Origin of the sequence: Rhodococcus sp. 077-4 (genome assembly GCF_047782425.1) — a bacterium.
Classification (GTDB): domain Bacteria; phylum Actinomycetota; class Actinomycetes; order Mycobacteriales; family Mycobacteriaceae; genus Rhodococcoides.
This window is the reverse complement of the sequence record NZ_JAJPWC010000001.1, coordinates 782,591-808,802: the sequence shown is the minus strand read 5'-3', so window position 1 is coordinate 808,802 and position 26,212 is coordinate 782,591. Positions and strand designations below refer to the sequence as shown.

At 64.4% G+C, this 26,212-nt stretch carries 26 protein-coding genes; 16 read left to right on the top strand and 10 right to left on the bottom strand.

Features of this window, described 5'->3' with window-relative positions:
• Positions 1-3: 3 nt before the first annotated feature.
• Positions 4-657 (bottom strand): TetR/AcrR family transcriptional regulator, encoded by a 654-nt coding sequence (locus tag ACNEOT_RS03970; RefSeq protein WP_415972305.1) that lies wholly within the window; start codon positions 655-657, stop codon positions 4-6.
• A gap of 123 nt (positions 658-780) precedes the next feature.
• Between ACNEOT_RS03970 and ACNEOT_RS03965 the strand changes: the two genes are divergently transcribed.
• From ACNEOT_RS03965 to ACNEOT_RS03950, 4 genes are read left to right on the top strand one after another with little or no spacing between them, the layout of a single operon-like run.
• Positions 781-1,914 (top strand): VOC family protein, encoded by a 1,134-nt coding sequence (locus ACNEOT_RS03965; protein ID WP_415972303.1) that lies wholly within the window; start codon positions 781-783, stop codon positions 1,912-1,914.
• Positions 1,911-2,846: a fumarylacetoacetate hydrolase family protein gene (locus tag ACNEOT_RS03960; RefSeq protein WP_415972301.1), complete on the top strand. Its 936-nt coding sequence runs from the start codon at positions 1,911-1,913 to the stop codon at positions 2,844-2,846. Before ACNEOT_RS03965 ends, ACNEOT_RS03960 begins: the two co-directional genes overlap by 4 nt.
• Positions 2,843-4,465, top strand: a complete 1,623-nt coding sequence (locus tag ACNEOT_RS03955) for a bifunctional 3-(3-hydroxy-phenyl)propionate/3-hydroxycinnamic acid hydroxylase (RefSeq protein WP_415972299.1) — start codon at positions 2,843-2,845, stop codon at positions 4,463-4,465. The genes ACNEOT_RS03960 and ACNEOT_RS03955 overlap by 4 nt, the downstream gene beginning before the upstream one ends.
• Positions 4,462-5,277, top strand: coding sequence for an SDR family oxidoreductase (locus ACNEOT_RS03950; protein ID WP_415972297.1), 816 nt, complete (start codon positions 4,462-4,464; stop codon positions 5,275-5,277). Before ACNEOT_RS03955 ends, ACNEOT_RS03950 begins: the two co-directional genes overlap by 4 nt.
• Here ACNEOT_RS03950 and ACNEOT_RS03945 read toward each other — a convergent pair.
• The 3 genes from ACNEOT_RS03945 to ACNEOT_RS03935 form a co-directional block, all read right to left on the bottom strand.
• Positions 5,274-6,374 carry a lipase family protein gene (locus ACNEOT_RS03945; RefSeq protein WP_415973642.1) on the bottom strand — a complete coding sequence of 367 codons (1,101 nt, stop codon included), beginning with the start codon at positions 6,372-6,374 and terminating at the stop codon, positions 5,274-5,276. The two genes, ACNEOT_RS03950 and ACNEOT_RS03945, sit on opposite strands and share 4 nt — an antisense overlap.
• A 50-nt stretch (positions 6,375-6,424) precedes the next feature.
• The gene (locus ACNEOT_RS03940; protein ID WP_415972296.1) at positions 6,425-7,549 is read right to left on the bottom strand and encodes a HoxN/HupN/NixA family nickel/cobalt transporter; all 1,125 of its coding nucleotides are present in this window, start codon (positions 7,547-7,549) and stop codon (positions 6,425-6,427) included.
• A 120-nt stretch (positions 7,550-7,669) separates the two neighbouring features.
• The gene (locus ACNEOT_RS03935; protein WP_415972295.1) at positions 7,670-8,272 is read right to left on the bottom strand and encodes a TetR/AcrR family transcriptional regulator; all 603 of its coding nucleotides are present in this window, start codon (positions 8,270-8,272) and stop codon (positions 7,670-7,672) included.
• Between the two features lie 100 nt (positions 8,273-8,372).
• On the opposite strand from ACNEOT_RS03935, the gene ACNEOT_RS03930 reads away from it, so the two are divergent.
• The 5 genes from ACNEOT_RS03930 to ACNEOT_RS03910 are packed head-to-tail and all read left to right on the top strand — an operon-like array spanning position 8,373 to position 14,407.
• On the top strand, positions 8,373-9,950 hold the full coding sequence (locus ACNEOT_RS03930) for a carboxyl transferase domain-containing protein (RefSeq protein WP_415972293.1): 1,578 nt from the start codon (positions 8,373-8,375) through the stop codon (positions 9,948-9,950).
• A 5-nt stretch (positions 9,951-9,955) separates the two neighbouring features.
• A complete protein-coding gene (locus ACNEOT_RS03925; RefSeq protein ID WP_415972291.1) occupies positions 9,956-11,953 on the top strand; it encodes an acetyl/propionyl/methylcrotonyl-CoA carboxylase subunit alpha in 1,998 nt (665 codons plus the stop codon).
• Entirely contained in the window at positions 11,950-13,116 is a 1,167-nt protein-coding gene (locus ACNEOT_RS03920; protein WP_415972290.1) for an acyl-CoA dehydrogenase family protein, read from the top strand. The genes ACNEOT_RS03925 and ACNEOT_RS03920 overlap by 4 nt, the downstream gene beginning before the upstream one ends.
• Positions 13,113-13,598, top strand: coding sequence for a MaoC family dehydratase (locus tag ACNEOT_RS03915; RefSeq protein ID WP_415972289.1), 486 nt, complete (start codon positions 13,113-13,115; stop codon positions 13,596-13,598). The genes ACNEOT_RS03920 and ACNEOT_RS03915 overlap by 4 nt, the downstream gene beginning before the upstream one ends.
• Positions 13,595-14,407, top strand: coding sequence for an HpcH/HpaI aldolase/citrate lyase family protein (locus tag ACNEOT_RS03910; protein ID WP_415972288.1), 813 nt, complete (start codon positions 13,595-13,597; stop codon positions 14,405-14,407). Before ACNEOT_RS03915 ends, ACNEOT_RS03910 begins: the two co-directional genes overlap by 4 nt.
• A gap of 14 nt (positions 14,408-14,421) precedes the next feature.
• Here ACNEOT_RS03910 and ACNEOT_RS03905 read toward each other — a convergent pair whose 3' ends face one another.
• Complete coding sequence (locus ACNEOT_RS03905; RefSeq protein WP_415972286.1) at positions 14,422-15,432, bottom strand: aldo/keto reductase; 1,011 nt, start codon at positions 15,430-15,432, stop codon at positions 14,422-14,424.
• Positions 15,433-15,548: 116 nt separating this feature from the next.
• Here ACNEOT_RS03905 and ACNEOT_RS03900 point away from each other — a divergent pair, with 116 nt between their 5' ends.
• The gene (locus tag ACNEOT_RS03900) at positions 15,549-16,001 is read left to right on the top strand and encodes a MarR family winged helix-turn-helix transcriptional regulator (RefSeq protein ID WP_415972284.1); all 453 of its coding nucleotides are present in this window, start codon (positions 15,549-15,551) and stop codon (positions 15,999-16,001) included.
• A 2-nt stretch (positions 16,002-16,003) separates the two neighbouring features.
• Here the strand turns inward: ACNEOT_RS03900 and bla are convergent, their stop codons facing one another.
• Positions 16,004-16,921, bottom strand: coding sequence for a class A beta-lactamase (gene bla, locus ACNEOT_RS03895; RefSeq protein ID WP_415972282.1), 918 nt, complete (start codon positions 16,919-16,921; stop codon positions 16,004-16,006).
• A 103-nt stretch (positions 16,922-17,024) separates the two neighbouring features.
• Between bla and ACNEOT_RS03890 the strand changes: the two genes are divergently transcribed.
• Together ACNEOT_RS03890 and ACNEOT_RS03885 are read left to right on the top strand one after the other, a co-directional pair.
• Positions 17,025-17,879 carry a LysR family transcriptional regulator gene (locus ACNEOT_RS03890; protein ID WP_415972281.1) on the top strand — a complete coding sequence of 285 codons (855 nt, stop codon included), beginning with the start codon at positions 17,025-17,027 and terminating at the stop codon, positions 17,877-17,879.
• Positions 17,876-18,781, top strand: a complete 906-nt coding sequence (locus ACNEOT_RS03885) for a serine hydrolase (protein WP_415972279.1) — start codon at positions 17,876-17,878, stop codon at positions 18,779-18,781. Before ACNEOT_RS03890 ends, ACNEOT_RS03885 begins: the two co-directional genes overlap by 4 nt.
• Here the strand turns inward: ACNEOT_RS03885 and ACNEOT_RS03880 are convergent.
• The 3 genes from ACNEOT_RS03880 to ACNEOT_RS03870 all read right to left on the bottom strand — a co-directional run bounded on the left by ACNEOT_RS03880 (position 18,754) and on the right by ACNEOT_RS03870 (position 20,887).
• Complete coding sequence (locus ACNEOT_RS03880; RefSeq protein ID WP_415972277.1) at positions 18,754-19,371, bottom strand: hypothetical protein; 618 nt, start codon at positions 19,369-19,371, stop codon at positions 18,754-18,756. The genes ACNEOT_RS03885 and ACNEOT_RS03880 overlap by 28 nt on opposite strands.
• A gap of 131 nt (positions 19,372-19,502) precedes the next feature.
• On the bottom strand, positions 19,503-20,078 hold the full coding sequence (locus ACNEOT_RS03875; protein WP_415972275.1) for a hypothetical protein: 576 nt from the start codon (positions 20,076-20,078) through the stop codon (positions 19,503-19,505).
• Positions 20,079-20,089: 11 nt separating this feature from the next.
• Positions 20,090-20,887: an endonuclease/exonuclease/phosphatase family protein gene (locus ACNEOT_RS03870; protein WP_415972273.1), complete on the bottom strand. Its 798-nt coding sequence runs from the start codon at positions 20,885-20,887 to the stop codon at positions 20,090-20,092.
• Between the two features lie 143 nt (positions 20,888-21,030).
• On the opposite strand from ACNEOT_RS03870, the gene ACNEOT_RS03865 reads away from it, so the two are divergent.
• The 4 genes from ACNEOT_RS03865 (at position 21,031) to ACNEOT_RS03850 (ending at position 25,096) form a co-directional block, all read left to right on the top strand.
• Positions 21,031-21,792: a GAF and ANTAR domain-containing protein gene (locus tag ACNEOT_RS03865; protein WP_415972271.1), complete on the top strand. Its 762-nt coding sequence runs from the start codon at positions 21,031-21,033 to the stop codon at positions 21,790-21,792.
• Complete coding sequence (locus ACNEOT_RS03860; RefSeq protein ID WP_415972269.1) at positions 21,789-22,550, top strand: GAF and ANTAR domain-containing protein; 762 nt, start codon at positions 21,789-21,791, stop codon at positions 22,548-22,550. Before ACNEOT_RS03865 ends, ACNEOT_RS03860 begins: the two co-directional genes overlap by 4 nt.
• A gap of 294 nt (positions 22,551-22,844) precedes the next feature.
• Positions 22,845-23,684 (top strand): GAF and ANTAR domain-containing protein, encoded by an 840-nt coding sequence (locus ACNEOT_RS03855; protein ID WP_415972268.1) that lies wholly within the window; start codon positions 22,845-22,847, stop codon positions 23,682-23,684.
• 59 nt (positions 23,685-23,743) lie between these two features.
• On the top strand, positions 23,744-25,096 hold the full coding sequence (locus ACNEOT_RS03850; RefSeq protein ID WP_415972267.1) for an EAL domain-containing protein: 1,353 nt from the start codon (positions 23,744-23,746) through the stop codon (positions 25,094-25,096).
• A 28-nt stretch (positions 25,097-25,124) separates the two neighbouring features.
• On the opposite strand, the gene ACNEOT_RS03845 is transcribed toward ACNEOT_RS03850, so the two are convergent.
• Complete coding sequence (locus ACNEOT_RS03845) at positions 25,125-25,892, bottom strand: GAF and ANTAR domain-containing protein (RefSeq protein WP_415972265.1); 768 nt, start codon at positions 25,890-25,892, stop codon at positions 25,125-25,127.
• Positions 25,893-26,212: the final 320 nt, after the last annotated feature.

Sequence of the window (26,212 nt, the reverse complement as noted above, 5' to 3'; positions counted from 1 at the left end):
CTTTCAGAGCTCTTCGCTCTTCACACTCGGCACGTCGGACATCGGCGGTAGTTCTCGCGCGCATAGCTCGCGTGCATCGGCGTCGGATACCCCGAGCGCCAGCAGCACGCCGTACGCCATCTGGTCGACGGCCTCGACGTCGCTTCGCTCCGGTTGCTCGAGCAGTAGTTGCCCCATACCCAGCAGTGCGCCTGCGACCAAAGCGAGCGACAGCTGAATATCCGGCACGCGGAAATACCCGGCAACGACGCCGGCGTGGATGTCCCTCGCCGCGCGTGGACCGAGACCGTGCTGCGAGGTGATCAATTCGGGGCCGGAGTGGATGAGAACCCGACTCAACTCCGGCTGCAGGCGAAAGAGGCGGCCGGTGATTCGGAACGATCGCGTGAAGGCTTCCACGGGGTCGGCCGAGCTGTCGGTCAGCGAATCGAGATAGTCGCCGAGTAGTTCGAGAGCGCCATCGACGGCGGACTGGAACAGCTGCTCGCGGCTGACGAAGTGGTTGTAGAACGACCCCATCCCGACGTCGGCTGCCTGGGTGATCTCGGCGATCGGCGCGTTCAATTCGCCGCGAGCGATGAAGCCCTGTGCGGCGGCGATCAGCGCTCCCCTGGTGCGGGCTTTACGGCGCTCGAGTCGATTCGGGGCTTCTGTCATGTTCCCTACTTCTGTCTGCGCTGGTCGACGCCCTGACTCTTCCTCACCGCTGACGATTTTGTCAATAACCTTGACTGACGGTGCACTCATAGGTGACGATATTGTCACTGACGAGGAGGGCTGATGGGACACGACGTCGACGGCCATAAGAACATGCACGTGGACCAAGGCGCGCTTCCCGGCGAGCATCCCGGGCGCGCGAAAGATCCGATCATCAAAGCGCGCGACATAGCGTGGCTCGAGTTCCGCAAACCGGACCTGGCCAAGGCCGAGGCTTTCGCCGTAGCGTTCGGCTTCACGGTCTCGCTGCGCACGCCGGAGGAGATCCATCTCCGCGGAACCCACGTCGGCTCGCCGTGCGTGATCATCCGACGCGGCAAACGAACCAGATTCGTCGGCGCTGCCTTCGCTGCGGCCGAGGACGCAGACGTCGTGCGACTCGCCGACTCCACCGGACAACGTGTGCAGCGCCTGCCCGACACCCTGGGCGGAATCGCCGTCACCCTCACCGATCCGGGTGGACAACCGGTCCAGGTCGTGTCCGGATACACCGAACACCCGGAACTGCCAGGGCAGGACGCGCACACGTACAACTTCGGCGACCCGCGGTATCGGGTCAACGCGACTCAGCGTCCGCCGCTTCAGCCGGCGCGAGTCCAGCGTCTGGGACACGTGGTGCTTCAGCGCGTCGATTACCTCGAGAACCTGAACTGGTACCTACATCACCTCGGACTGATCGTCAGCGACTTTCTCTACTACGACGGCCAGCGGGATCGCGGACCGGTGATGAGCTTCATCCGCTGCGATCGGGGGAACACCCCGTCCGATCACCACACGCTCGCAATGACTCTGGGCCCGTCGGACCGTTACGTGCACTCCGCGTATCAGGTGTCGGATCTCGACGCCATCGCCGCCGGCGGCGAATTCCTCACCGAACGCGGATACAAGCATTCGTGGGGCATCGGCAGACACATCCAAGGCAGCCAGATCTTCGACTACTGGCGCGATCCCGATGGTTTCCTGGTGGAGCACTTCAGCGACGGCGACATGTTCGACAATTCGCTCGAGCCCGGATGGGCCCCGATGACTGCGTCCGGACTGGCCCAGTGGGGGCCGCCCGCGTCGAAGGACTTCCTCGGAATCTCCCCCAGCAAGGCGTCATTGCACGAACTGAAATCGATCATCTCCTCACTGCGCAAAGACAACGAGTTCGACACCGAACGCCTTCGTGGCCTGATGAAAGTGGCATCCTCATGAGCATCGCCGTACTCCGCACCGCCGACGCCTGGTGGGTCGAGACCCCGACCGGAGCGTCGCGAATCGACACCTCGGCGGTCACCACTGCCGAGCTGCTCGCCGATCGCCCTGCGATCGAGGCCGCACGTTCGGGTACCGATACCGTTGCGGTGGAAACGTTGTCGCTGATCTCGCCGGTCACCGCACCGTGTCGAATCATGGCGAACATGACCAACTTCGTCTCGCATGTGAAGGACTCGGGCATGAATCCCGAGACGGTGCCGCTGACGTTCTTCCGCAAGACTTCCGGATCCATCAGCGGTCCGACCGACGACATCGTCAAGCCGCCGCACGTGAAGCTGCTCGACTACGAAGTCGAGATCGGTCTGGTGTTCGGCAAGACCCTCACCGTAGGAACCAAGATCGACGCCACCAACGTGGCCGAGTACGTTGCCGGCCTGGTGATCACCAACGATGTCTCGGCGCGCGACGTCCAGTTGCCCAAGACCCAGTTCTACGAGGGCAAGTCGTACCCCACCTTCACACCGGTCGGGCCTCGCCTGGTGCTTCTCGAGCAAGGCGAGTTCGATCGATTCGGCGATCTCGCTCTGACGCTGCGGGTCAACGGTGAAGTGCGACAGGACAGTACGGTTGCCGACATGATCTACCGTCCGGTCGAGTCGCTCCAGGCCCTGAGCAGGTTCCAGCGGATCGACCCGGGCGATCTGCTGCTCACCGGCACTCCCGGCGGCACCGCGTTGAAGGCCCCCGCCAAACCGATCGAAATAATCGGATCTCTGGTGCCGCCGGCGCTCAAGTGGAAGGTCTTCTTCAAGAAGCAGGCCAAGAACCCCGCTTTCCTCAAAGACGGCGACGTACTCGAACTGACCTCCTCCACTCCTGACGGCTCCCTCGATCTGGGAGTGCAGCGCACCCGGGTCTCCTACCGATGACCGGCGGTGGGCCCGCACAGGACGGTGCACACTATCCAGTGGTGATCGTCGGTGCCGGGCCGACCGGCATGACGGCTGCACTACTTCTGGCTCAGTACGGCGTCCCGTGCCTCGTGCTGGATCGGTGGGCCGATGTCTATCCTCAGCCTCGCGCTGTACATCTCGACGACGAGGTCTATCGGATTCTCGGCGATATCGGCCTGGCCGAGGACTTCGCAGAAATCTCCCGTCCCGGACGAGGTTTGCGGCTGTGCACCAAAGAGATTCGGACACTCGCCGAGTTCGAGCGAGATCCGGACGATCGGCCACACGGCTATCCACAGGCCAACATGTTCGATCAACCCGATCTCGAGCGCCTCATGCGTACTCATCTGGCGCGATTCGACAGTGTCGACATGCGCGGCGGGTGCGAGATCACCGACGTGCAGAACCTGAAGGACTCCGCCCGAGTGTCGTACACCTCCACCGAGGACGGAACGCCCCACTGGGTGACCGCCGACTACGTGCTCGGTTGCGACGGTGCGAACAGCGTCGTGCGCAGGTCCATCGGCTCGAAGATGCAGGACCTCGGTTTCGAGCAGCGGTGGTTGGTGATCGATATCGAGACCGACGTCGACCTCGATCAGTGGGACGGCGTGCACCAGGTGTGCGATTCCGAGCGATCGGCAACGTACATGCGCATCGGCACCACCCGCTATCGCTGGGAGTTCCAGATGCTCGATGGCGAGACCCTCGACGAGTTCACCGACCTCTCGGCCATCCGCCCTTTGATCACACCGTGGTTCGTTTCCGGAGACGTCCCGGACATGAAACTGATTCGCAGCGCCGAGTACACCTTCAAGGCGCAGGTAGCCGATCGGTGGCGTGATCGCCGGGTCTTCGTACTCGGCGACGCTGTTCATCTGACGCCGCCGTTCATCGGTCAGGGAATGGGTGCCGGCCTACGTGATGCGCGCAATCTGGTGTGGAAGCTGGTCGGCGCGCTCGACGGCCGACTCCGCGACGCCTCGCTCGACAGCTACGAGATCGAGCGAAAAGCGCACGCGAAGCACATGATTCAGCTCGCGGTGGCGATAGGATGGGCGATGACCGGCGGCAGCCGACTCACCGGCATCTTGCGAACCAACATCGCACCGGCCCTGGGCCGCCTACCGTTCATCGGCTCCAAGGTGACCGACAGCGCCACACCACCCCTCACCCGCTCCGACTACGTGCTACGCGCACCGACCCAGGTGCGTGCACTGGCCGGCGCGCTCTGCCCGAACAGCCCACTGGACAACGGCACTCGCCTCGACAGCGTGGCGCCGGGACAGTTCGTGTTCCTCTCGACCACACCGCTGACCGTCGATCAACGACGCGAAGTCGAGCGTCGGGGCGCGGCGGTCGTCGAAGTCGCGGCGTCGTCCGATCTCGGCGAGTGGCTTCGACGCGGTCGAGCAGTCGCAGCCATCGTGCGCCCGGATCGAACCGTCATGGCGTCGGGCAAGTCGGTACCGTCCCTGCACACCAAAGTGCCGAGCACAACGCTGTGCCGAAAGGAACGCCCCGAACCCACAGCGGCGAAACCGACTGCAACCAGAACTACTTCCCCCCGCATTGCAACGAAGAGGCGTAGATGAACACCGCACTTGTCACCGGAGCGACGTCCGGTATCGGCCAGGCCGTGGCCGAGGTTCTGATCGCCCGCGGTTACCGCGTGATCGGAACGAGCCGCAATACCTCGTCGGTCGCAGACCCGATTCCCGGCGTCGAGTACCGGGATCTGGACCTCACGGTTCCCGAGTCCATCAAGGCCTTCGTGGACGGGATCGCCGATATCGAGGTGGATGTCCTGATCAACAACGCGGGTGAAAGCCAGTGCGGCCCACTCGAAGAGCTCCCCATCGAGGCCGTGACGCGGCTCTTCCAGCTCAACGTGTTCGGTGCGATCGAGTTGACCCAGGCCGTTCTACCGGGCATGCGTGAGCGTGGCAGCGGGAAGATCGTCATGATCGGGTCGATGCTCGCCAGCTTCCCTCTCGCCTATCGTTCCTCGTACGCCGCCACCAAGGCCGCGATCAAAGGGTTTGCCACGGCAGCGCGCTACGAGCTCAAACCGTTCGGAATCGACATCACCACAGTCGAACCCGGCTCCATCGCCACCGGGCTCTCGGCCCGTCGCACCAAGTACTGCGGCCCGCATTCGCCCTACCTTCGTGATTTCACCACGGTGATCTCGCAGCTGGACGCCAAGGAGGCCGTGGGCATCACAGCCGAGCGCGTGGCCCTCACAGTGCTCGAAGCCATCGAGGACAAGAAGACGTTGCCCATCTACGCCGTCGGCAGCAACGCTCCGGCCGTATTTCTGGCGAAGAGGTTGCTGCCGCGCAGCGTACTCGAGGCATTCACTGCCCGGGCGTACGGACTACCGAGCAAGCGGGCTGCCCACTAGCGGAACAGATTCTCGACGAACGGGATCGTGTCGGCCTGCGACTGGACGAAGGCACCGCTGTGGTCGGCGTTGTATGCCCTGAAGGTCACCGGCTGACCGTTGGCCGTGAGGCGGGCGACGTAGGCTGCGGTGGTCGGGAACGGAACGTCGATGTCCTGCAGTCCGTTTCCCATGAAGAAGGGCTTGTCGAATCCGGTTTCGGGCATCGCCATGTAGTCGTCGAGCACGCCGGTGAAGTTGGGCAGGCCGGTCAGCGGCGCGGTGAAGAAGTCGCCGATCGTCACACCGTCGAGCTGCTCCTCGAAATCCGACACGCACGTCGTCTCGGCCAGGTCTGCGTACTTCTTCCCGAGTGGGGTCAGGATGTTGTCCAGCCCCAGCTCGGGATGCGCGTAGCGCAATGACGCACCGATGTACGCGACGTAGGCGGTCAAACCCGACGGTAGCTCCACCGGCGGAACGCCCGGTCCACCGATCGAGATCAATTTCTCGATGTACGCGGGAGTTCCGGTGCCGACTGCCCCGCGGTAGTCGAGATCCGGCCCGCCGAATTCCGTTGCGTACCGCGCGGTGTAGATCGCTGCTCCTGCGCCCTGCGATTGACCGACGGTCACCCAGGACCGCGAGAGGTCATCGCTGTAGTTGCGGCCGGCCTTGACCATGTCCACGACGTTGTGCGCCGTGGTTCGACCGTCGAGATACGTTGGCAAACCAGGTGTTCCGAGCCCGGCATAGTCGCTGGCAACGATGGCGTAGCCCTGCGCGAGCCAGTTCCCCAGGTACGGCAGATCTCGCTCGGCGTAGGCCGGACCGATCAGCGACGGCGCACACGAGTCTCCGAGCCCGGACGTGCCGTGTGCCCAGGAGATCACCGGCCAGCCACCCTCGGGCGCAGTGCCCGGCGGGAGAAAGACGGTGCCGGTGCTCAGTGCCTTCTCGCCGAAGGTGTCGGTGGTGACGTAGGTGAGTACCTCGGCCGAGGCGGCGCCGGGCACCCACAGGTTTCGGTCGAGCTCGCGAGTGGAGACGACGTCGCCGATCTCCTGCGTGATCGCCGGCGCAGCCGAAGCCGGGGCGGCCAGCGCGGCAGAGACCATGCTCGATGCGAGCGCTGCGGCGACTGCGAGGGCACCGATCCGACGTGAGGTCACAGGGTCTCCATTCCGTTAGAGTGCGCGGGCGCACCGCGTTCGTCGATGCGCGCCACCTTGTAATACACGACCGCGCCGATCCATACGACGAAGAACGTCCCGACGACGAGTTGGCCGGCGAGCTCGAGATCGACGACGGCGACGGCGTCCCACACTCCACCGGTCAGCTCGAATTGCTCGGCGAGCAGGCTCAACAGCTGCACCGTGCCGATCACCAGGGCCACGAAAACGGACAGACCCGTCATCGTCATGTTGTAGTAGATCTTGCGCACCGGGGTCACGAACGCCCAGCCGTACGCCTTGGACATGAAGATGCCGTCGATGGTGTCCATCGTGGTCATGCCCGCGGCGAAGAGGACCGGCAGTGCGATGATGGCCATCGGTGGGAGCCCACCGGCGATGGCCGTCGTGCCGGCGATCGCGAGGAGTCCGACCTGCGTCGCGGTATCGAATCCAAGTCCGAACAGCAGGCCCAGTGGGTACATCTGCCACGAGTGGTTGATGAGCTTGTCGTAGCGGCCCCGGAACAGCCGGTTCATCAGCCCACGCTTGGCCAGCAACTCGTCGAGACCTGCTTCGGTGTACTCGCCCCGTTTCGCGCGTCGCCACACTCCGACGATCCCGGCGAGGACGGCGATGTTCAGCGCGGCGATGAGATACAGGAAGGTGCCCGAGACGAGGGTGCCGATGATGCCGCCCACCCCGGAGAACGCATCCTGGAACGCCGTCGCCTGCGACGCGACGAACGCTATCGCGGCGACGAAGACGAACACGACCGTCGAATGACCCAGCGAGAAGAAGAGCCCGACGGCCAACGGCCGCTTGCCTTTCTGCAACAGGAAGCGGGTGGTGTCGTCGATGGCGGCGATGTGATCGGCGTCGAACGCGTGCCTGAGCCCGAGGGTGTACGCCAATACGCCCGCCCCCGCGTACACGAGTGTGCCGTCGGCTCCGGTGAGCCCGTGGATGCTCGGGATGGAGTCGTAGTGCGAGAACAATCCCCACCCGATCACGTGCAGCGCAACCACGAACCCGGCGATCGCCAGCAAGCGGGGCACTTCGTCGCGAGTGAATCGACTCTGCCGTCGGCCGATCTCGGCGCGCGATAGCTCAATCGTCATGTCGTTCATTGTCGCCGATTCAGGCGGGTATGCCGACTCGCACAGTAGGTGACCTCAGCGCCCACTATTCGTGTCTGCAGACGGGATCGCGAACCTCGAGTCGAATTGTGGGCGCTGAGGTCAGTGCGACACGCCCAACGCCCCGAGCACCATGGCGCGCAACACCGGCCTGGCGCTACGTGACGGAGTGCGCCCCGCGCTGTACGGCGTCGAGTTGATCAGACCGAACACCGCGTGTGCCGTGGTTCGAGCGTCGGCCTCGTTCAATTCCGGGCCGACGGCACAGAGCACCCCGACCCACAGTTCCACGTACTCGCGCTGCATCCGGCGCACCTTGCGTCGAGCACCCTCGGGCAGGCTTTGCAGGTCGCGGTCCTGAATTCGGATGAATGCCGGTGTGTCGAAGGCGAAGTCGAGGTGAAACTCGACCAACGCAGACAAGGTATCCACGGCAACCCCACCACGGTCGACCACCGCACGGCCACCGTTGAGCAGATACTCCGAGATCCCCACCATCAGTTCTACGAGCACAGCCTCTTTGTTGGGGAAGTGCCGATACACGGCCGGGCCACTGATACCGACTGCCGCGCCGAGATCCTCGAGCCGCACCGAGGTGAACCCACGTTCGGCGAACAGTGATGCCGCGGCGTCGAGCAACTGCTGCCGACGCTCGGCCTTTCGCTGCTCACGCACTGTCGCCGGCTTCGGTTCCAAGCCCACCACCCCCTCGACTCTGGACTCTCGGTTAATCGTAGTTTACTATGATGTCAGTTATCAACCATTAACTGAACTGCCGGCGTCCAACCCCTAAGGCGTACATCTCATGGCGATCGATACAGCTGCCAATCGGGCAGACCACGAGCTTCTCGGCGCAGAGTTGGCAGAACGACTCGCCACGGCGGCGCTCGGCGGCAGCGAAAAGTCCCGGGAACGCCACATCGCGCGAGGCAAGCTCCTCCCCCGCGACCGTGTCGACGAGCTTCTGGATCCGGGCAGTCCGTTCCTGGAGATAGCGCCCCTGGCCGCCAACGGTCTCTACGACGACGAATGCCCCGGCGCAGGGGTGATTGCAGGCATCGGCCGCGTCTCGGGTCGCGAATGCGTGATCATCGCCAACGACGCCACCGTCAAGGGCGGCACGTACTACCCGATGACGGTCAAGAAGCATCTGCGCGCGCAGGAGATCGCACTGCAGAACACCCTGCCGTGCATCTACCTCGTCGATTCGGGCGGCGCATTCCTCCCGCGCCAGGACGAAGTCTTTCCCGATCGCGACCATTTCGGCCGCATCTTCTTCAACCAGGCGACGATGAGCGCCAAAGGAATTGCGCAGATCGCCGCCGTCATGGGCTCGTGCACCGCGGGCGGAGCGTACGTACCGGCGATGAGCGACGAGGCCATCATCGTCAAGAACCAGGGCACGATCTTTCTCGGCGGCCCACCGCTGGTGAAGGCCGCAACCGGCGAGGTCGTCACCGCGGAAGAGCTCGGTGGCGGCGATCTGCACTCCAAGATCTCCGGTGTCACCGACCACCTGGCAGAGGACGATCGGGATGCCCTGCACCGCGTCCGCCGAATCGTGTCCACCCTCGGGCCCCGCACCCCGCGTCCGTGGGATCTTCTCCCCACCCGTGAACCCGTCGCCGACCAGACCGAGCTCTACGACGTCGTCCCCACCGACCCCCGCACTCCGTACGACGTGCGCGAGGTGATCGGCCGCGTTGTCGATGCCGGCGAATTCGACGAGTTCAAGGCCGAGTACGGCAAGACACTCGTCACCGGATTCGCCCACATCCACGGCCATCCCGTCGGAATCGTCGCCAACAACGGCGTGCTGTTCGCCGAATCTGCCATGAAGGGCGCACATTTCATCGAACTGTGCGACAAGCGCAGCATTCCGCTCGTGTTCCTCCAGAACATCACCGGATTCATGGTCGGCCGAGACTACGAAGCAGGCGGTATCGCAAAACACGGCGCGAAGATGGTGACCGCCGTCGCCTGTGCCCGCGTCCCCAAGATCACTGTCGTCATCGGCGGTTCCTACGGCGCAGGCAACTACTCCATGTGCGGCAGAGCCTATTCGCCCCGCTTCCTGTTCATGTGGCCCAACGCTCGCATCTCGGTGATGGGCGGCGAACAGGCCGCATCGGTACTCGCCACCGTGCGCAGCGAACAGCTCGACGCAGCAGGCAAGCCCTGGAGTGACGAGGATCAGAAAAAGTTCAAGGCCCCGATTCGCGAGCAGTACGAAAGCCAGGGCAACCCCTACTATTCGACGGCTCGCCTGTGGGACGACGGCATCATCGACCCGGCCGACACCAGGCAGGTTCTCGGACTGGCACTCTCGGCGTGCGCCAATGCTCCGCTCGAGCCGGTCTCCTACGGCGTTTTCAGGATGTGACAGGAATGACCACGATGATCGACACCGTTCTGATCGCCAACCGCGGCGAGATAGCCGTCCGGGTGGCACGCACGCTGCGCCGCATGGGAATTCGCACCGTCGCTGTCTACAGCGACGGCGATGCCGACGCCCGCCACGTCCGCGAGGCCGACACCGCGGTACGCCTCGGTCCCGCCAACGCTCGCGAGAGCTACCTCGACATCGACAAGGTGATCGCGGCCGCGAAGGCCACCGGCGCTCAGGGGATTCATCCCGGCTACGGATTCCTCTCCGAGAACTCCGAGTTCGCGTCTGCCTGTGCCGCAGCCGGTATCGCGTTCCTGGGCCCACCGGCCAAAGCCATCGAAGTGATGGGCGACAAGATCGCTGCAAAGGCCGCCGTCAGCGCATTCGGAGTCCCCGTCGTCCCCGGTATCTCTCGTCCCGGCCTCACCGACGCCGATCTCATCGCCGGTGCCCCGGACGTCGGATTCCCGGTGCTGGTGAAGCCCTCCGCGGGCGGCGGCGGAAAGGGAATGCGGCTGGTCGAGCGCGCCGAGGATCTCCCCGCTGCATTGGCGAGTGCTCGCCGTGAAGCGGCCTCGTCTTTCGGCGACGACACCCTGTTCCTCGAACGATTCGTGTTGCGGCCCCGACACATCGAGGTTCAGGTTCTCGCCGACGGTCACGGAAACGTCATCCATCTCGGCGAACGTGAATGCAGCCTGCAGCGTCGGCATCAGAAGGTGATCGAGGAGGCACCGTCGCCGCTGCTCGACGCGCAGACTCGAGCTCGCATCGGTGAGGCCGCCTGCAACACTGCGCGCAGCGTCGACTACTCCGGCGCGGGCACAGTCGAATTCATCGTGTCGGCCGATAGCCCGGACGAGTTCTTCTTCATGGAGATGAACACCCGTCTGCAAGTCGAGCACCCTGTCACCGAGATGGTCACCGGCCTCGACCTCGTCGAATGGCAGGTTCGGGTGGCGTCGGGCGAGACGCTGACCATCACCCAGGACGACATCACCCTCACCGGGCACGCGATCGAGGCCCGCGTCTACGCCGAGGATCCCGGTCGCGGGTTCCTCCCCACCGGCGGCACCGTCGTCGGACTTCGCGAGCCCGCCGCACCTGGGATTCGCGTCGACTCCGGTCTGGCTCTCGGAACCGAAGTGGGCAGCAACTACGACCCCATGCTCTCCAAGGTCATCGCGCACGGCCCCGATCGCGCGACGGCGCTGCGCGCGCTGGATCGGGCGCTCGCGGACACCGCGGTACTGGGGGTCGTGACCAACATCGAATTCGCACGTTTCCTGCTCGCGGACAACGATGTTCGAGCCGGCAACCTCGACACCGGGCTGCTCGACCGTCGCGTCGAACACTTCTCCCCCGCCGAGGCGACCGACGAGGCTCTGATCGCCGCCACCGCGGTGCAGTGGCTCGCCGCGTGGCAGGCAGCGGGTCAGGACATCTGGGGAACGCCCTCGGGTTGGCGAGTCGGCGCGCATGCTTCGTTCCATCGTCGTCTCGCGTCGGGAGGTCGGACGGCACACGTGGCCATCACCGGCACTATTGCAGCGGCAACGGTTGTCGTCGACGACGGACCGCCTCGAACCCTACGGGCAGTGACCGCCGAGGATTCCGTCGATCTCGTGATCGGCGGACTGCGTGAATCGATGACCTTCGCCCGAAGTGGCTCGGCCACCTGGATTTCCAGCTCACGCGGCACCTGGCGAGTGGATCGGATCGCCGAGCCGAGCGTCCGCGAGGACGACGCTCACTCCGGTGACGCCGAGATCCTCTCGCCGATGCCGGGTTCGATCATCGCGATCGGAACAACCACTGGCAGTGCGGTCACGGCCGGTACGGCCATCGTCGTCGTCGAGGCGATGAAGATGGAACACACTCTCACCACTCCGATCGACGGCACCGTCGAACTGACCGTCGCAGTCGGGGATAAGGTCCGCGTCGATCAGATCCTCGCCCGAATCGTTCCCACCGACCCCGAAGAGGATCAGCCATGACCGACCACCTGTCGTCCGCGAATCTGCCCGACGAATACCAGCAACTGGTGAAGTCCGTTGCCGACTTCACCCGGACAGTTGTCGCGCCGGTCTCGGCGAAACACGATGCCGAGCATTCGTTTCCGTACGAGGTCGTCGCCGGGATGGCCGAGATGGGCCTGTTCGGTCTCCCGTTCCCCGAGGAATTCGGCGGGATGGGCGGCGACTACTTCGCACTGTGCCTGGCGCTCGAAGAACTCGGCAAGGTCGATCAGAGCGTTGCGATGACGCTGGAGGCCGGCGTCTCGCTCGGCGCGATGCCGGTGTACCGCTTCGGCAACGACGCACAGAAGCAGGAGTGGCTACCCAAGCTGACGGCAGGCAAAGCTCTGGCCGCGTTCGGCTTGACCGAGCCCGGAGCCGGCAGCGACGCGGGCGGCACCAAGACCACCGCCAGGCGCGACGGCGGCGACTGGATCATCAACGGCAGCAAGCAGTTCATCACCAACTCCGGTACCGACATCACCGAACTCGTCACCGTCACTGCTGTGACGGGCGTCGACGAAGCGACCGGACGCAAGCAGATCTCCTCGATACTGGTTCCCACGAACACCCCCGGCTTCGTCGCCGAAGCGGCCTACAACAAGGTCGGATGGAACGCCTCGGACACACACCCACTCAGCTTCACCGATGTTCGCGTGCCGCAGGAGAATCTGCTCGGGCAGGAAGGCCGCGGGTATGCCAACTTTCTGCACATCCTCGACGAGGGCCGTATCGCGATCGCTGCGGTCTCGGTCGGTGCCGCACAGGGCTGCGTGGACGAGAGTGCGAAGTATGCCAAGGAGCGTGAGGCCTTCGGAGCACCGATCGCACGTAATCAGTCAATTTCGTTCAAGATCGCGCGCATGGAAGCCCGCGCCCACACCGCGCGCACCGCGTACTACGACGCGGCCGCACTGATGTTGGCGGGCAAACCGTTCAAGAAGGCAGCGTCCATCGCCAAGCTGGTTGCCTCCGAGGCCGCCATGGACAACGCGCGCGACGCGACCCAGATTCACGGTGGCTACGGCTTCATGAACGAGTACGTCGTCGCTCGCCACTACCGCGACAGCAAGATCCTCGAAATCGGTGAAGGTACAACGGAGGTCCAGTTGATGCTCATCGCGCGGAGCCTGGGACTTTGAGCGACAAGCGAATTCGCCAACGTGGCCTGTGGTTCGAGGAGATGGAACTCGGCACCGTCTACGAGCACCGACCGGGCCGCACCATCACCGAGGCCGACAACACTCTGTTCACCACGCAGACGATGAACACCCAGGCTCTACACCTCGACGCGGCCTACAGCGAGACAACAGCTTTCGGGCAGAGACTCGTGAATTCGATGTTCACCGTCTCGACCCTCGTCGGCCTGTCGGTGACGCAGCTGACCCAGGGCACCATCGTGGCGAACCTCGGCTTTTCGGAGGTGTCGTTTCCGAAGCCGCTGTTTCACGGCGATACCCTGTACGCCGAGACCGTGATCTCGGACAAGCGCGAATCGAAATCTCGCCCCGGCGAGGGAATCGTGACCTTCACCCACACCGGCAGAAACCAGCACGGTGACGTCGTCGCCATCGCTGTCCGCAAGACCCTCGTTCGGATGCAACCAGCGGAGGACGAGTCGTGAACTGGATTCCGCCCGGTCCAGCGTGGCTGTTCTGCCCGGCCGACCGACCCGACCGGTACGAAAAAGCCGCAGCCCGAGCCGATGTGGTCATTCTCGACCTCGAGGATGCCGTCGGCGCGGCGGACAAGGCCGGTGCTCGCGAGTCCGTGACGACCACACCGCTCGATCCGGCGCGCACGATCGTTCGTATCAACGCACACGGCACCGAGGATCAGGCTGCGGACCTCGAGATGTTGAAGCAGACCGAGTACACGACCGTCATGTTGCCGAAATGCGAATCAGCCGAACAGGTTGCGGCACTGGCACCGTTGAACGTCGTCGCCCTGATCGAGTCCCCGCTCGGTGCGATGACAGTGTTCGATGCCCTCGCCGCGACAAACGCAATCGGCGTCATGTGGGGGGCCGAGGATCTGGTGGCCGCCATGGGCGGCAACTCGAGCAGGCACCCAGGTGGGCAATACCGCGATGTGGCACAGCATGTTCGGTCTCAGGCACTGCTCGCGGCGAAGGCGCGGGGACTGTTCGCACTGGACTCGGTGTTCCTCGACATCGAGGATCTCGACGGCGTACGCGCAGAGGCCGAAGACGCCGTGGCCATTGGCTTCGACGGCAAGGTTGCCATTCATCCGAGCCACATCCCGATCGTCCGCCAGGCCTACGCGCCTACCGACGAGGAAATCGACTGGGCCACCGCCGTGCTCGACGCCGTCGCACACAACCGCGGCGTCTTCACCTTCCGTGGGCGGATGATCGACGCTCCAGTGCTCGCGCATGCTCGACGCATCATTGCGCGCAGGCCACAAAGCTGATCACCCCAGGCCGATCACACCTCGGGCAGCGGCGCGTCGGGCGAGACGATTCCCTGCGTGCGCAGCGCTTCCCAGAATGCGGCCGGAACTTTCTCGGTCGAGGCCGCGATGTCCTCGGCGATGCGGCTGGGTCGTGTTGCCCCCGGGATGACGGCTGCCACTGCCGGATGCGCAAGCGAGAACTGGAGTGCGGCGGATTTGATGCCGATACCGTGCTCGTCGGCGAGCGCCTTGATGCGCGTGACCTTGTCGACTATCTCCTGCGGCGCTTCCTGGTACTCGAAATGGTTGCCGCCGGCCAGGATTCCGGAGCTGTACGGTCCACCGACCACGATGTCGACGCCACTGGCCAAGGCCGAGGGCAGCAGGCGCTGCAGCGCGCGAGAGTGATCGAGGAGTGTGTACCGACCGGCGAGCAGGAAGGCGTCGGGCTTCGGTTCGTCGAGATCGAGCGTCATCTCCAGCGGCTCGACGCGGTTGACGCCCAGGCCCCAGCCCCTGATGACGCCCTCGTCGCGCAGCCGCGTCAGCGCTCGGAACGCACCGGTGCGGGCGGATTCGTACATCTGCAGCCACTCGTCGCCGTAGAAGTCCTGGGCTATGTCGTGGACCCACACGATGTCGAGTCGGTCGGTCTTCAGTCGCGTCAGACTGTCCTCGATGGACCGCATCGTGGCGTCGGCGGTGTAGTCGTTGACCATCGCGTTGGGTCGGCCGTGCTCGAAGAGGTTGCCCTTCTCACCGAACTCGCGGGTGGCCGGATCCTCGATCGCGTCGGAGATGACGCGGCCCACCTTGGAACTGAGCACGTACTCGTCGCGGGAATGCTCGGCCAGTACCTCGCCGAGGCGAATCTCGGAGAGACCTGCACCGTAGAAGGGGGCCGTATCGAAGAATCTGATTCCGTGATCCCAGGCCGCTCGAACCGTCGCCGCTGCCTCGTCGTCGGGGATAGCGCGGAACATGTTTCCGAGCGGTGCGGTGCCGAATCCGAGAGCGGAAGGCAGGTACTGGGAGATGGTCATGGGGTGTCCAATCGTCGAAGCTCAAGCGGGTAACAAGCGTCAACAATAGTTGCATACGCTGATTAATTGCAAGCGCGGTATGGTGTGGGGACGAGTTCGGCACGAAAGGCACGGCAATGACCGCACACGACCCCGCTCTGACTGCGTTGGCCCAGAACTGGCTGGCGCTTGCCGTACTGCACGGCCGCATCGAAGGTCGCATCGAACGCGCGCTCCAGGCGAACCACAACCTCAGCGCACGGGAGTACTGGCTGCTCGACGTCCTGGGCAGGCAGCACGACGGCGAGGGCGGTCACTTGCAGATGAAGCAGGTGGCCGACGCCATCGTGCTGAGCCAGAGCGCCACGACCCGACTGGTCACACGCCTCGAAGACCGCGGATTGCTCACTCGCTACCTGTGCCCTACCGATCGACGCGGCATCTACACCGACGTCAGCGAAGAAGGACTCGCGCTGCTCGAGACGGCCCGCCCGACGAATGACGCAGCATTGCGGGACGCCCTCGACGAAGCGGCACACGAACCGGAGCTGATCCCCCTGGTCGATGCCGTCCGACGGTCCGCGAGCTGACGTCAGCTCAGCTGGTTCAGAGCTGCTCGGGTCGTATCGGCGACCAACGGATTCATGGCCGGTGAGTCTGCCGCACCAGACGTCGTTGCACTGAGCACGACCAGCAGGACTCTCCTACCGTCGGGCCCGAACAACAGTCCCGCATCGTTGGACACGCCGTAGCTTCCCGTTCCGGTCTTGTCCGCCGAGGTCCACTGCGGGGGAATCCCAGCACGAAACCGAGCCGCTGAGGTTTCGGTGCCGGCCATCCACGCCAGCAGTTGCTCGCGCGAGGCCGAAGTCAGCACGTCGCCGTCGAGCAGGGTTCGGTAGCCGGCCGCCAACGAGTTGGGCGTCGTGGTGTCCCGAGGGTCGCCGGGAATTGCGGTGTTCAGCTCCGGCTCGATGCGGTCCAGTCGGAACTCGGTGTCGCCCAACGAGCGAGCGAACTCGGTGACGGCCGCAGTTCCACCGGCCTCACGGATCAGAAGATTGCCGGACGTGTTGTCGCTCTTGGTCAATGCGGCCGACGCCAGGTCGGCAATCATGACGACCGATCCCGGAGCCCAATCGACAGCCGAGCCGGGCACCTTGTCCTCCGCGGTGACCGTTCTCGTATCGGACAGGCTCAGAGTCCCCTTGTCGACGGCCGCGAGTACGGCACCGACGGCATAGACCTTGAACGTCGAGCAGAACGCGAAACGCTCGTCGCCGCGGTATGTTTCGGTCGAACCGGAGGTCAGATCGATCGCACTGACACCGACGCGAGCGGCGTCCCTGCTCTCGAGGTCGAGATAGTCCTGTTCGGTGTGGACCTGCGACGCGCTCGCCTCGGCCCTCGGCGGTTCGGCGGTGGTGGTCGGCGAAGCACATCCGACCCCTGCGGTCAGCGTCGCAGCGGCTATCGCAAGGATCAGTGCAGTGGGTGTCGGGGTACGCATGCCGACAGCCGATCACACTCGGACACTCTCGGGCCAAGTCGCGAGCGCTGGTCAGATCATTCCTGTTCGGTATCAGAGCAGGTGAACGTGTTTCAATAGCCAGGTGGATCTGATTCGCCATCTCGAGTATTTCGTCGCCGTCGCCGAAGAACGCCATTTCGGCAGAGCCGCGGCCACTCTCGGAGTGACGCAGCCGCCCGTGTCCAGGGCAATCAAGGCTCTGGAGAACCATCTCGGTCTCACCCTCGTCGAGCGGACCCCCGATGGCGCTGCCATCACCGAACACGGTGCCGCGCTGCTGCCCCGCGCCAGACTGATCGTCGACGACTCGCGCCGATTGACCTCTGCTGCACAATCGCTCACCACATCCGGGACCATTCGAATCGGCCTGGTACCTCAGCTCGACGACGCGATAGCCACACGCATCGCCGCGTCCGTCGGCACACGGGCGCGCGTCGAGACCGCTGCTGCGGTGTCGTTGCTCGACCGCGTGCGCTCGAACGAACTCGACGTCGCGGTGATCGATCATCCGGTGGTGCTCGACCGAGTCGTGGCGGGCCCGGTGATCACGCTGCCTCGGCGAATCTGCGTTCCCGCCGGACACCGTTCGGCACAGGCCGAGCGCCCTCGCCTCAGAATGTTGTCCGACCTCGCCTTCGCTACCACTCCGCGTACTGCGAACCCACCTGCACACGATCTGATGCTCGACGCGTTCCGCCGCCGTGCACTCGATCCAGAGGTATTGGTGGCGAGAACCTTTCGTGAGCTGACCACGGCCGTGGCGTCCGGTCGATGCTTCGGCCTCGTCCCGGCCTCGAGCCCGACGCTCCCCGGCACCGCGCACCTCGACCTCGCGGCCGAGGACGTTGCGCTACGCGTCCGGATCATTCATCGCGAAGCCGAGGCCGAATCGATCACGCCGTTGATCGATCGAATCCTGTTGCAGGCCAGTAGATGAAACTCGTTCGCGAGCAGCTTCGTGCGGTGTTCGCCGACGCCGGATGCCGCGGTTGGGTCAGAGCCGAACGCATCGACGGCGTAGGGCCGACCGTCGACCTGGAGGGCGATGATCCGGTCGTGGCCGCATCGGTGTGGAAGCTCGTCCTGCTGGTTGCCACATCACGCGCGTTCGACGAGGGTCGCTTGACCGCAACGGATCCGGTGCGGCTGGTTCCTGCGCAGTGCAGTCCCGGGCCTACGGGAATCTCGAGCTGCGCCGACCCGGTGACGATGAGTTGGCGCGATGTTGCGCGATCGATGATCACAGTGTCCGACAACGCCGCTGCCGATGCACTGCTCGGTGCAGTGGGGCTCGATGCCCTCACGAATGTGATCGACAGTCTGAGACTGGAGAACACACGAATCGTCGGTGGCACACAAACCCTGGGTGATCAGATCGTCCACGACACGGGGCGTTTGAGTACAGACGAGGCGGTAGGACTGCTCGCAAGCAACTACACCGTGATAGACAGTGCCGGTTTCGATCCCGCGTACACCTCGTCGACGACGCCCCGCGACATCAACGTGGTTCTGCGTGCCATCTGGTCGGACACGGCCGCCTCTCCCGCGCAGTGTAGCTACATGAGAACCGTTCTGACGCAGCAAGTGTGGCCGCACAGGATTCGAAGTGGCATTCCGTTCCCGGATGTTCAGGTGGCAGGCAAGACGGGCACCATCGGACCCATCCGCAACGAGGTTGCGGTGGTGTCGTTTCCGGGCGAGCACCCGGTGGCGATTTCGGTGTTCACTCGGGCAGCGCGAATGGATCTGTTTCTACCCCTTGTCGATCGAGCCATCGGAGCGGCCGCCCGAATCGCGGTCACGGCCGTGCGTCAGGCACCGCACTCGGGAACACCCTGACCGGAACGGCACCACGTGAGCACCCCAGGCGCATCACCCAGGCCGTAAGTCATCAGGACCCGAGTGCCGTTGTATCCGATGCTCGGCGACGCCTCGAACGTCCCTCCCTCGTACAGGCTTCCGCCGAGACCGTCGCCGGAGAGGAAGGTGCGCTGCACCAGTGTCACCACCACGCCGTCGTCCCCGTTCGCACCGATAGGGGTCCACGTTGCGGTCCACGTCTCGACATCGCAGCAGCTGGTCCCGGTGGTGAACGTGCTGCTCGCGGGGTCCGGGTCGAGATGAAGGACACTTGCGTGCCGCTGCCAATCCCCTACTAGCGTGGGAGCCTGACCGTCCGAACTGGAAGAGTCCGTCCGAACAGGATCGCCGGCTGCAGTCTCGGTCGGCTCGGGTCGGTCGTCGATCGGAGCCGGTTCCTCGACCGCTGTGTCGACCTCTGTGGCAGGCGCAGCCATCGCGGGCGCGGTCGACGATGCGATGGGTCCGGGCGTCGTCCGCGCGGGCGTGGAATCCGCGCCGCATGCGCCGAGGGCAGCTACCGCCACCACGGCCAGCACCGCCGATCCTACCGAAGTACGAACTCTCATGACGTCTCCCTCTCGCGACGGACGTTGCGTTGGTTGTATCGCCGACAACGAGGGTCTGTTACCTGCGCTAACAAGATCACGGTTCGATAACGTATCGCCGGCGTCATCGACGTCAGGCCCACACCTACGCGTCAGTGACGCGCTCGCCACAGGCTCCAGCCCGCTGCACCGGCGGCAACTGCAGCAACAGCGCAGACCCCGATCAGGGCGATCAGGACCGGTGAAGTGCCGTCGTCTGCGGTCAGCTCGCGAGGTTCACCGAACTGCTTCACCGTCGCGGCGCGGGTCAGCTCATTGTCGGAAATCGTTGTTGCCGAGCATGAATCGACGGCCCACTGCGCGTTCTGCGCGCCATAGGTTGTCGCGAAGACGAGGTACTCCTCCTTCAGGTCGAAGGTGGTTCCACACGCGGAACCCTCGCTCGCGGTGGATACCGTCGTCTTCGCGCCGACATCGCCGCGGAAGATCTCACGGACATCGAAGTCGTAGTAGACGGTGAAGTCCTCTCGACGCTCGGCGACCGCTGTTCCGGTGAACACCGCGTTGTCCCCCGAGGCGAAGTCGGCAACTTGCTGCTCGGCCTGAGTTCCGTCTGTGTAGTAGACACACGAGCAGGCATGAGCGACGCCCGGCCGAGCGAACGTCAATGCCACGCTGAGCGGCGCGACCAGAGCGACGACGAGAGCACCGCGAATCACACGCTTCATGCCGGCGAGTGTCACACGAGATCGAGCATCAGCGCTCGGTGATCGGACACTTCCGGACGTGCGACGATCTCGAAATTCCGCACGGCGGTCGGCGACGACACCAACAGATAGCCGGCATTGCGAACCGGTTTGCGATAGATCGATGTCCGAGTGTCGGCATCTCCCACGAGATCGGTCATTCCGTGCTCACCGAGGAGCGTGAACGTCTCACTCGACGGCAGCAGGTTCAGGTCGCCGCACAACACGGTGACATCGCTCGTCGAGCGGGCGTTCCGCACGATGTCCACGAGTATTCGAGCCTGCTCGAGGCGAACCGCATTGTCGCCCTTACCCATTGGAACACGCAGGCCGTGCAGTTGAACGACGGAGACGAACCTGCCTGCAATTCGATCGCGGACGGTGACCGTCAGAGCAGCTCTCGGGCGGTCGTCGACGTCCCAGACCGTGTGGTCGACGAAGTGCGAATGGACGAATCGGGCGTCGATTCCTACGACCGGTAACTCGTCCCGTACCCATGTCGCGATCCCGAAGTCCTGCCGCAGTTCGAGGCCGTCGCCGTCGGTGACCGGCCCGGCATCGTTCGCGACGAAGTACGGCGTGTAGCCGGCGAGCGCCGCCGAGACGTCGTCGAACAGATTCAGACGCTGCGGCAGTGTGCGCTCGCCGTCGGCGAACGTCGCCCAGCCCGATCGATGCGGAGTTCGGGTGACCTCCTGAAGGCAAAAGACATCGGCGTCAACGGTTTCGAGCCAGGCCACCAGGTCGTCGTGCATCGCGCCGCCCCAGGCATTGATCGATACGATCTTCACGGCGTCATGATGGCAGAGCGCGTCGAGATGGGACAGTCGATTTCGTTGCGGCCGTCACGATCCGCGAGACGAGGGCACAGGACGACGAAGAGGACTAGGGTTGGCTTCATGAGAGCGTTCTGCAGTATCCCAACGGCCAGGTTGTGACGGCGCAGTCGCGCCTTCGCGAAGAATTGGCGTCGGCAATGGCGGACGCCGGAAACGGACTGTCCGCGGCCGACCGGCTGTGCGTGGCATGTGTCGAGCTTCTCCCGGTCGACGGTGCGGCGATCTCGGTAATTCATGACGGCGTGAGCCGCGGCACCTTCGGATCCAGTGGTGAATTCAGCAGAAAGCTCGACGAGTTCCAGTTCACATTCGGCGAAGGGCCGTGCTTGGACGCGGTGTCCACCGGCGTCCCCGTTCTGGTGCCGGATCTGGCGGATCCCGCCGAGCGGCGGTGGCCGGCATTCACTCCCGCCGTTCTCGACGCCGGGGTCAATGCAATCTTCGCTCTGCCCACGGCAATTGCCGCCGTGCACATCGGCGTACTCGATCTCTTCTGCACGAAACCGGGCCCCCTGTCGGAGACCGACTTGAGCGCAGGCATGTGGGCTGCCGAACTTGCCGCGCTACCTCTGTTGGATCTGATGAACTCGGATCTGGATTGGGAGGCGGCAGGCGAGGGCGGTGACGGCTGGGACCAACTCGCCTCACTCGAACGCGTCGAGGTGTACCAGGCGACAGGCATTTTGATGGGTCAGCTCGACCTGGACTCCGTCGAAGCCCTCGCCCGATTGCGGGCCCACGCCTATACGAGCGGACAGACGGCAAGCGAAGTCGCCTGGGACATCATCGAACGTCGGCTCAGGCTCGCTTCCGACGACAAACCCACCTCTGGGTACGACTCGGGAAGCATCGGATGAGCATCGACCGCGAGCACGGAGTGACCGAAGCCTTCGTGAGACTGGCCAACGGTCTGGTGGGTGAGTTCGACGTGATCGAGCTGCTCAGTGGCCTGACCACCGAATGTGCGGAGTTGCTCGACATCGCGTCGGCGGGGTTGCTTCTGGCCGACGAGCGGGGCGTGCTGCACGTGGTGGCAGCGTCCTCGGAAGCGACTCGCCTGTTGGAAGTCTTTCAGCTTCAGCGCGAGCAGGGCCCGTGCCTCGACTGCTTCCATTCCGGGCAGCCCGTCAGTGTTGCCAATCTCGAGGAGCAAAGGTCGACGTGGCCGCAATTCGTCGAGGTCGCCACCTCGGCAGGTTTCGCCTCGGTTCACGCAGTTCCCATGCGACTGCAGAAGAACGTCCTCGGAACCCTCGGCTTGTTCGGATCACGTTCGGGCGCACTCGATCACGACGATCTGGAACTCGCCCAGGCTCTGGCCCACGTGGCCAGCATCGCACTCGTACATGGTTCCGTGCCCCCGGACCCGGCAGCGATCGGTGCACGACTGTCGTCGACCTTGCGCAATCGCGCCAGCCTCGAGCAGGCAAAGGGCCTGCTCTCGCACGTGGGCGCACTCGACATGGACCAGGCGTTCGGCGCGCTACGCCGCTACGCCCGCGAACAGTCCGTGCCGCTCTCGCAGGTGAGCGACGCCCTGGTCCACCGAACGCTGGACGCTCGGGAAGTCCTGGCGAACGTCGCCGGAATCCGGAGCGACAAACCCGGGCGGTAACGCATTGTGTGCGTTGTTGTTTCGGCTCCGAAAAGAACCCGGTCTCGGCGTAGCGAAGTGGCCGCGGAGTTGACAAACCACCGAGCCTGTTATCAGATGAGGGGGCTGAGAACACAGCCGACCCGGGATCGATGACGTTGCCTGCAGGCCAATCATCGACAGAGACATTCTTCGCCCGGTCCTGAGTGGTGCGGAGTAGCTTCGTGCTTTCACGATCGCGGTACCGATGGTTCGAGCTCAGCGCTCCAGGCGCATTCACGGAACCATCGGCAGCCCGAAGGGCGGAGACCAACGATGGTCGATCTCGTTGCGCCTCAGTGCCCCCGTCGCGGTACCGCTACGACGACCCAGTGCGGTTGCATCGGAGCCTCTGCGCAATCCACCGGTGCCACCGCCCGATCCCGTGACGAACGGTTCGGCAGTATCCGGTCCTCCGGGCACATTCGGTCCGATGCTCAGACATTCGCGACCGTAGCCCGCGAACTGTACGCGCAGCACGAGAGCATCGAGAACACGCTCGCCGCGATCACCTCGGCCGCCCTCCGTGTCGTTTCCGGTGCCGACAGTGCCTCGACGACAATGCTTCTGGGCAATGGCAGAACCGAATTCCGTGCGCCGACCGACCAGCTCGCAGCTGCGGCCGACAGCATCCAGAGCGATGCCGACAACGGCCCGTCACTGCTCTCGGTCCGCCTCGACGAGACCGTACTCGCCTGCGATGTGCGCACCGATATCCGATTTCCGACGTTCACCGCCGAGATAGTCGGACGCACGATGATTCGATCTGCCCTCAGCGTGCCCCTGAACACCGGCACGGCTGTGGTCGGCGCGTTGACGATGTATTCGCTTACCGCCGGCGCTTTTTCGGCGTCTTCGGTGGATGCGTCCACCGCACTTGCCACACACGCCGCGTTGGCTCTCACACTCAGCACGCAGCACGAGCAATTCGCCCGCGCGCTCACCTCTCGTGACCAGATAGGGCAGGCGAAGGGAATGATCATGGAGCGATACAACACCGACGCCCGGCAAGCCTTCGACATACTGTCGACAATGTCGCAGGACACGAATACCCCGGTCAATGCACTCGCCGCGCAACTCACGCGCGGGGAGTTCCATCGACCCGACATCAACTGAACGACGAAGATCTTTCGTTCGACGGCACACGAGCAGGCCAGATACAGAGGAGTCACACGATGCACCCAGATGCCACTGCGGGTCGAGCACTCGCCGACCCGCGAGTGCGGCATCTGCGCGCTGCCCCACGGGGTTCTGCGATCGACCACGAGAGCATCGATGCAATCCTTGCCGATCCGCGGTCGGTACGTCCGGTGTATCAACCCATCGTGGACCTCTCCGACGGTGACGTCGTCGGTTACGAAGCTCTCGCTCGATGGCCCCAGCATCCCCTGGTGGACCCGGCCGAGGTGTTCGAGGCCGCTGCCGCCAGGGGTATCGCGACGGAGTTCGACTGGACGTGCCGATCCGCCGCCCTCGACGGCGCTCTCGAGGCAAATCTGACTTCCCGCCGAAGCCTGTTCCTCAACGTCGAACCCTCTACTGCGAGAATGCTGCCGGACCGCGCGCACACCAGAATCCGCGATGTCCTCGGCCGACTCGACATCGTGCTCGAGCTCACCGAGCGGTCACTGCTGTCCGACCCGGCGAGTGTGTTGCGGCTGGTCGACAGGGCGCGACGCAGCGGCTGCCGCATAGCTCTCGACGACATCGGCAGCCATCCCGACTCCATGGCTCTGCTCGAATTCATCGCACCCGACATCATCAAGCTCGATCACGCTCTCGTACAGCGAGATCCGACTCCCGAGCTGGCCCGCATCATCGCGGCTGTCACGGCGCATGCCGCGTCGACCGGAGCCGTGATTCTGGCCGAGGGGATCGAGACCGACGATCACCTCGAGCGCGCCCGAGCCTACGGAGCCGTGCTGGGTCAGGGCTGGATGTTCGGGCGGCCTGCACCGCTGCCCTCCTCGAGCACCACCGCCGACGAGATCGCAGAGCCGCGGCCACTGCGGAGCTATTCCTTACCGCTGGTCACCGACCGGGTACCGGCGGTACCGTCGGAGTTGTTCGATGCCGCACTGCCGGCGATAGGGCGAAAACCATTGGTGGCTGCTCTGACTCGTCAGATCGAGCGGCATGCCGGGCAGACGCACGAGCCGTTGATGATCCTGTCGGCCTTCCAGGGCGCACAGTTCTTCGATTCCACTGTTGCGCAGCGATATGCCGATCTGGCGGCCGCCAATACGTTCGTCGCGGCGCTGGGCGTCGGTATGCCGCCCGAACCCGCTCTGGGCGTGCACGGGACGGAACTGCACCCAGGAGAGCCGTTCACTCGACAGTGGACGATCGCCGTTGTGGGACAACACTATTTCGCTGCGGTCATCGCACGGGACCTGGGCGATATCGGAGCCGAGAACACGCGTCGATTCGAGTTTCTGCTCACCCACGACAGACGAATCGTCGTTGCCGCGGCCCGTTCTCTGATGTCTAGGGTCATCCCGCCGTTTCCGCCACACGTCACTCTGTGACGCTCACGGCGCACTCCACCCCGGGTGGCTAATGGCCGGTGCGCCGGGCCTGCGCGCGTCGTTGCGCGTCGTCGAAGATCGATTGCGCGACGACCGTCAATTTGATGCCGTCCCGCTGGCTCATCGCGCGTAAGCGCGCGAACGCCTCTGTGCTGGTACATCCGCTGCGGCTGACGATGATGCCGATCGCGTGGTCGATCACTTTGCGATTGGTGAGCGCCGTTTCGAGCTGATGTGTGAGCAGCAGCGCGTTGGCCAGGGTTCGTGCGTTCTCCACGGACACCGCCGCGGGCACTGCGAACAGCTCGCCGAGATTCATCGCGCGGTCGTCGAAGGCGTTCTTGGCGTGGGCGTAGACATTGATGGCACCCAGGGTTTCGTTGCTGGTCATCAGGGGCAAGGACAGCGCACTGTGCACTCCGAGGCGGCCGATCCTCGGACCGAAACGCGGCCATCGAGCATCGCCGCCCAGCGAGCCCGAACGTACGGTGCGCCCCTCGGCGGCCGCGAAGATGCACGGGCCCTCACCGAGGGCGTACTGGATCGTGTCGACTTCGACGACGAAATCATCCGTTGCCACGATGGTGTCGCGCCGATCACCGTGCTCGAGGGTCAAGCCGGCACCATCGGCACCAGGTATCGCCCGCACCGCGAATTCGGCAATGTGAGTGAGCATCTGCGGCAGCGAGAGGCTGTTCATGGCCAGTTGCGACAGCGAGGTCAGACTGTCCCGCAAATCGTCGAGTTCGTCGGCTTCGGCAGAGGCGCGTCCGTCATCGACGTAGTCCTGCGCCATGTGGAACCTCGAATCGGTCTGATGTACGCCTGTATCGCGTGAAGAATTTCCCTTTCCAGTCTAGCGGCCCCTCGAAGACGAGCGGTGACACCGCCGAATTGCCGAGAAGTGGCCCTCCCGGTTGACAACTCGTGTCGGTGGGTGTCGACTGGGAATGCTGAGACCACCAGCCGATCCGGGATCGACACTTTCGCCCTGTGCAGGGTCATGGTGTCGCAACAGTTTTCGTCGCCCGGCCTGTGACAATCGTTTCGCACTTCGGACATTCCTCGACGGCCGTATCTGTATCGACATTCGTATCGACGATGCAGGCTCTACCG